The sequence below is a fragment of the Mesorhizobium sp. M7A.F.Ca.AU.001.01.1.1 genome (assembly GCF_004022735.1).
GTDB lineage: Bacteria > Pseudomonadota > Alphaproteobacteria > Rhizobiales > Rhizobiaceae > Mesorhizobium > Mesorhizobium ciceri.
Genome location: NZ_RZPF01000553.1, coordinates 1 through 4,520 on the forward strand (window position 1 = coordinate 1; position 4,520 = coordinate 4,520).

Here is a 4,520-nt window from a genome sequence, read left to right on the forward strand (position 1 = left end):
AAGCGATTGTGCTTGGCCTGGAAGATCAATCCGGTCTCTTTCAGGTCCGGGCTGGCCAGCGGCACGATGCGTTTGGCGATCTCGGAGGGATGCGGCAACGTCTCGGGATCTTCGCCCGGCACTGCCTGGGCCCGCATGGCGGTGCGGGTGGCGCCGGGGTCAGCGGCGTTCACCCTGAGCGGCAGGCTCTGCGTCTCATGCGCCCAGGAGCGCATCATCGTCTCCACCGCGGCCTTGGATGCCGCGTAGGGTGCCCAGAAGGCGCGCGCCGAGTGCGCGGCGTTGGAAGACAGGATGATCGCGCGGCCAGCATCGGAGAGCCGCAGCAGAGGGTCGACCGAGCGGATCAGCCGCCAGGTCGAGGTGACGTTGATGGTCATCACCTTCTCGAAGGTTTTTGCTTCGACATGACCGATCGGCGAGATGACGCCGAGCACGCCGGCATTGGCGACGAGAATGTCGAGCTTGCCCCAGCGTTCGTGGATGGCGCCGCCCAGGCGGTCGATGCCGGCCATGTCGGCGAGGTCGAGCGGCACCAGTGTCGCCTGGCCGCCGGCCGCCTTGATCTGGTCGTCGAGCTCTTCCAGCCCGCCGACAGTACGAGCCACCGCAATGACATGCGCGCCGGCGGCAGCCAATTCCTTGGCAATGAAATAGCCGATGCCGCGCGAGGCGCCGGTGACGACCGCAACGCGGCCGGAAAGGTCGAGGGTCATGCGATGGATTCCGGGAATTGACTAACGCTGATGGCGGTCCGGCCTACGTCCCGCTTGTCGCCAGCAGCGACAGCGTGCGCACATTGTCGTGGCCTTCGAAGTCGAGCAGGCGGGTCGGGTACTGGCCGGTGAAGCAGGCATCGCAGAATTGCGGCTGGTCGTTGTCGCGGCTGGCCTCGCCGACCGCGCGGTAGAGCCCGTCAATGGTGAGGAAGCCAAGCGAATCGACGCGAATGAACTCGGCCATCTCCTCGATCGACATGCGCGACGCCAGGAGCTTCGATTTCTCCGGCGTGTCGACACCGTAGAAGCAGGAGGCGCGTGTCGGCGGTGAGGCGATGCGCATATGCACCTCCTTGGCGCCGGCGTCGCGCACCATCTGCACGATCTTCTGGCTGGTGGTGCCGCGCACGATGCTGTCGTCGACCAGAACCACGCGCTTGCCTTCGATCATGCGCCGGTTGGCATTGTGCTTCAGCTTGACGCCCATATGGCGGATCGAATCGCCCGGCTGGATGAAGGTGCGGCCGACATAATGATTGCGGATGATGCCGAGCTCGAAGGGAATGCCGGCCGCCTGGCTGAAGCCGATCGCCGCCGGCGTGCCCGAATCCGGCACCGGCACGACGATGTCGGCCTCGACCGGGCTTTCGACCGCCAGCTCGGCGCCGATACGCTTGCGCACCTCATAGACGTTGCGGCCTTCGACCGAGGAATCCGGCCGCGCGAAATAGACATATTCGAAGATGCAGAAGCGGGTCTTCTGCGGCTCGAAGGGGAACAGGCTCTCGATGCCCTTGGACGTGACGACGACCATCTCGCCGGGCTTCAGGTCGCGCACGAAACGCGCACCGATGATGTCGAGCGCGCAGGTTTCAGAGGCCAGGATCCAGGCGCCGTCGAGATCGCCCAGCACCAGCGGCCGGATGCCGAGCGGATCGCGGCAGCCGATCATCTTCTTGGCCGTCATCGCCACCAGGGAGAAAGCGCCCTCGACCTGCCGCACCGCATCGATGAAACGCGAGTTCAAATCGCGCTCCTTGCTGGTGGCGACGAGGTGCAAAAGCGTCTCGGTATCGGAGGTGGAGGAGAAGATCGCGCCTTGCTTCTGCAGCGCGCGCTGCACGGTCATGGCGTTGGTCAGATTGCCGTTGTGGGCGACGGCGAAACCGCCATCGGCCAATTCGGCGAAAAAGGGCTGGATGTTGCGCATGCCGGCGCCGCCCGTGGTGGCGTAGCGCGTATGGCCAATGGCGCGGTTGCCTTGCAGGCTGTCGATGACGCGCTGCTTGGTGAAGGTGTCGCCGATCAGGCCGACATGGCGTTCGACATGGAACTGGCTGCCGTCATAGGAAACGATGCCGGCCGCTTCCTGGCCGCGATGCTGCAGCGCATGCAGGCCCAATGTAACGATGGCCGCAGCGTCCTGCCGGCCGAAAATGCCGAACACACCGCATTCGTCGTGGAAATGGTCGTCGGCCTCGGCGGAAAGCACGTCGTCTGCGTCTGCCATCTTAAGCTCCGCTAAAATCGCCATATAATGCGGGTTCGCGCCGAAAGCAACGCGGGCCGTGCAGTCGTTCACACCATCGTCAGATCCTGACGCCGTTTTTCGGCGTCAGTTTGCCGGTGCCGCCGGTGCCGGAGCGGCCGGGGCGTTGTTCGCCGGTGGTGTTGCGTCATTGTCGTCAGGCGCCGGCGTGTTGGTATCGTCGCCGCCCGCCGGAGCATCCGCCGCCGGTGCGTCCGGAGCAGCTGGCGTCTCGGCGGCCGGCTGATTCGGATTGAGCTTCTTGAGGATCGCGTTTTCCGGATCCTCGGGCAGCAGGCTTTCGAGCTTGGCGCCGATTTGTTCGAGCAGCGGCCGCGACTTGGCCTCGGTGACCCAGGCTGGTGCCTTGGCGCCGGCCAGCCAGTTGAAGAACAGCAGGGCGACGGCAACGACCAGGATGCCGCGCGCGGCGCCGTAAAGGAAACCGAGCGTACGATCGAGCGCGCCGATCCGGGAATCGATGATCCAGTCGGCGAGCTTCATGGTGATGACCGAGACGACGATCAGCGCGATGATGAAAACCACGCCGGCGGCGGCCGCCATGGCGACCTTTTCATTCTCGATGTAGGGAGCGAGGTAAGGCACGACCGGCTTGTAGAAGAAGAACGCCGCCGCTGCCGCCGCGGCCCAGGAGACGACGGACAGGACTTCGCGCGAGAAGCCGCGAACCATGGCGAGCATCGCCGAAACCAGAGTGAAGCCGACGAGAATTCCGTCAAGCAGCGTAATCGGCATGTCTTTCGCCCCACTCCATGAGCCGCATTATAGCGCCGAACATCGGGCTCTGGGTCCGATGCTCTAGTCTTCTTCGTCCACGCGGCTTCGGCGTGAGCCGGCTATGCGTGCCACGAGGTCGGCAAGCTCGGTCGGCTGGAAAGAACCGGCCCCGATCCCCGGCCAGTTCCCCGCTGCCCGAGGGCAGAACCGCGCTTCCAAAACCCAGCTTTTCGGCTTCCTTGAGGCGCTGTTGCGCATGCGCAACCGGCCTCACGGCGCCCGAAAGGCTGATTTCGCCGAAATAGACGCAATCGGCGGGAAGGGCAAGACCGGTGAGCGAGGAAACCAGGGCGGCCGCCACTGCGAGATCTGCCGCGGGCTCCGAAATCCGGTAGCCGCCGGCGACATTGAGATAGACATCATGGCTGCCGAATCGCACCCCGCAATGGGCTTCGAGAACCGCCAGGATCATCGACAGCCGGGCGCCGTCCCAGCCGACGACGGCGCGGCGCGGCGTGCCGAGCGAGGAGGGTGCGACCAGTGCCTGGATCTCGACCAGCACCGGCCTTGTCCCCTCCATGCCGGCGAAAACCGCCGCCCCCGGCGATTTGGCATGGCGTTCGCCAAGAAAAAGCTCGGACGGATTGGCGACCTCGCGCAGGCCCTTGTCCGACATTTCGAAGACGCCGATCTCGTCGGTCGGTCCAAAACGGTTCTTCACCGTACGCAGGATGCGGTAGTGGTGGCCGCCTTCGCCTTCGAAGTAGAGCACGGCGTCAACCATGTGCTCGACGACGCGCGGCCCGGCGATCTGGCCTTCCTTGGTGACATGGCCGACCAGTACGATCGCCGCACCCGTGGATTTCGCATAGCGGATCATCGCCTGGGCGGCAGCGCGCACCTGGGTGACGGTTCCGGGTGCCGAATCGGCAAGGTCGGTCCACAGCGTCTGGATCGAATCCAGGATGACGAGATCAGGCCGCTTGCCGTCGGCGATCGTCGCCAGGATGTCCTCGACATTGGTCTCGGCGGCAAGTTCCACCGGAGAGGAGGCGACGCCAAGCCGCTGCGCCCGCAGCCTGATCTGCGCGACCGCCTCTTCGCCCGAGACATAGACGATGCGGTGGCCTTTTGATGCCAGCGCCGCGGCCGCCTGGGTGAGCAGCGTCGACTTGCCGATGCCGGGGTCGCCGCCGACCAGCAGCGCCGAGCCGCGCACGAACCCGCCGCCGGTGGCGCGATCGAGTTCGCCAATGCCCGAGATGATGCGTGGCGCGTCCTCGATATCGCCGGACAGCGTGGTCAGCACCACGGCGCGTCCCTTGCGGGCGTTGCGCGTGTTGGCTGGTCCTGAGCCGATGCCGCCGGACGTGCCTTCCTCGACCAGCGTGTTCCACTCGCCGCAGGCATCGCATTTGCCGGCCCAGCGCTGATGCACCGATCCGCAACTTTGGCAGATGAATTGGACGCGCGACTTGGCCATTAGATGGAAGCCACGCCGTGACAGGCTGGCGGGGCAGCGCCCCTCTCTGGCC

Annotated in this window: 3 protein-coding genes and 1 pseudogene; all 4 read right to left on the reverse strand. The window is 65.5% G+C overall.

Annotated elements, in window-relative coordinates:
- Positions 1–716: SDR family NAD(P)-dependent oxidoreductase (locus tag EN884_RS26820; protein ID WP_128360824.1), on the reverse strand; the 716-nt coding region annotated here is incomplete at its 3' end.
- Between the two features lie 43 nt (positions 717–759).
- On the reverse strand, positions 760–2,229 hold the full coding sequence (purF, locus tag EN884_RS26825) for an amidophosphoribosyltransferase (RefSeq protein WP_013532528.1): 1,470 nt from the start codon (positions 2,227–2,229) through the stop codon (positions 760–762).
- A gap of 105 nt (positions 2,230–2,334) precedes the next feature.
- Positions 2,335–3,003 carry a CvpA family protein gene (locus tag EN884_RS26830; protein ID WP_013532527.1) on the reverse strand — a complete coding sequence of 223 codons (669 nt, stop codon included), beginning with the start codon at positions 3,001–3,003 and terminating at the stop codon, positions 2,335–2,337.
- Positions 3,004–3,066: 63 nt separating this feature from the next.
- A pseudogene (radA, locus tag EN884_RS26835) lies at positions 3,067–4,468 on the reverse strand (DNA repair protein RadA).
- Between the last annotated feature and the right edge of the window lie 52 nt (positions 4,469–4,520).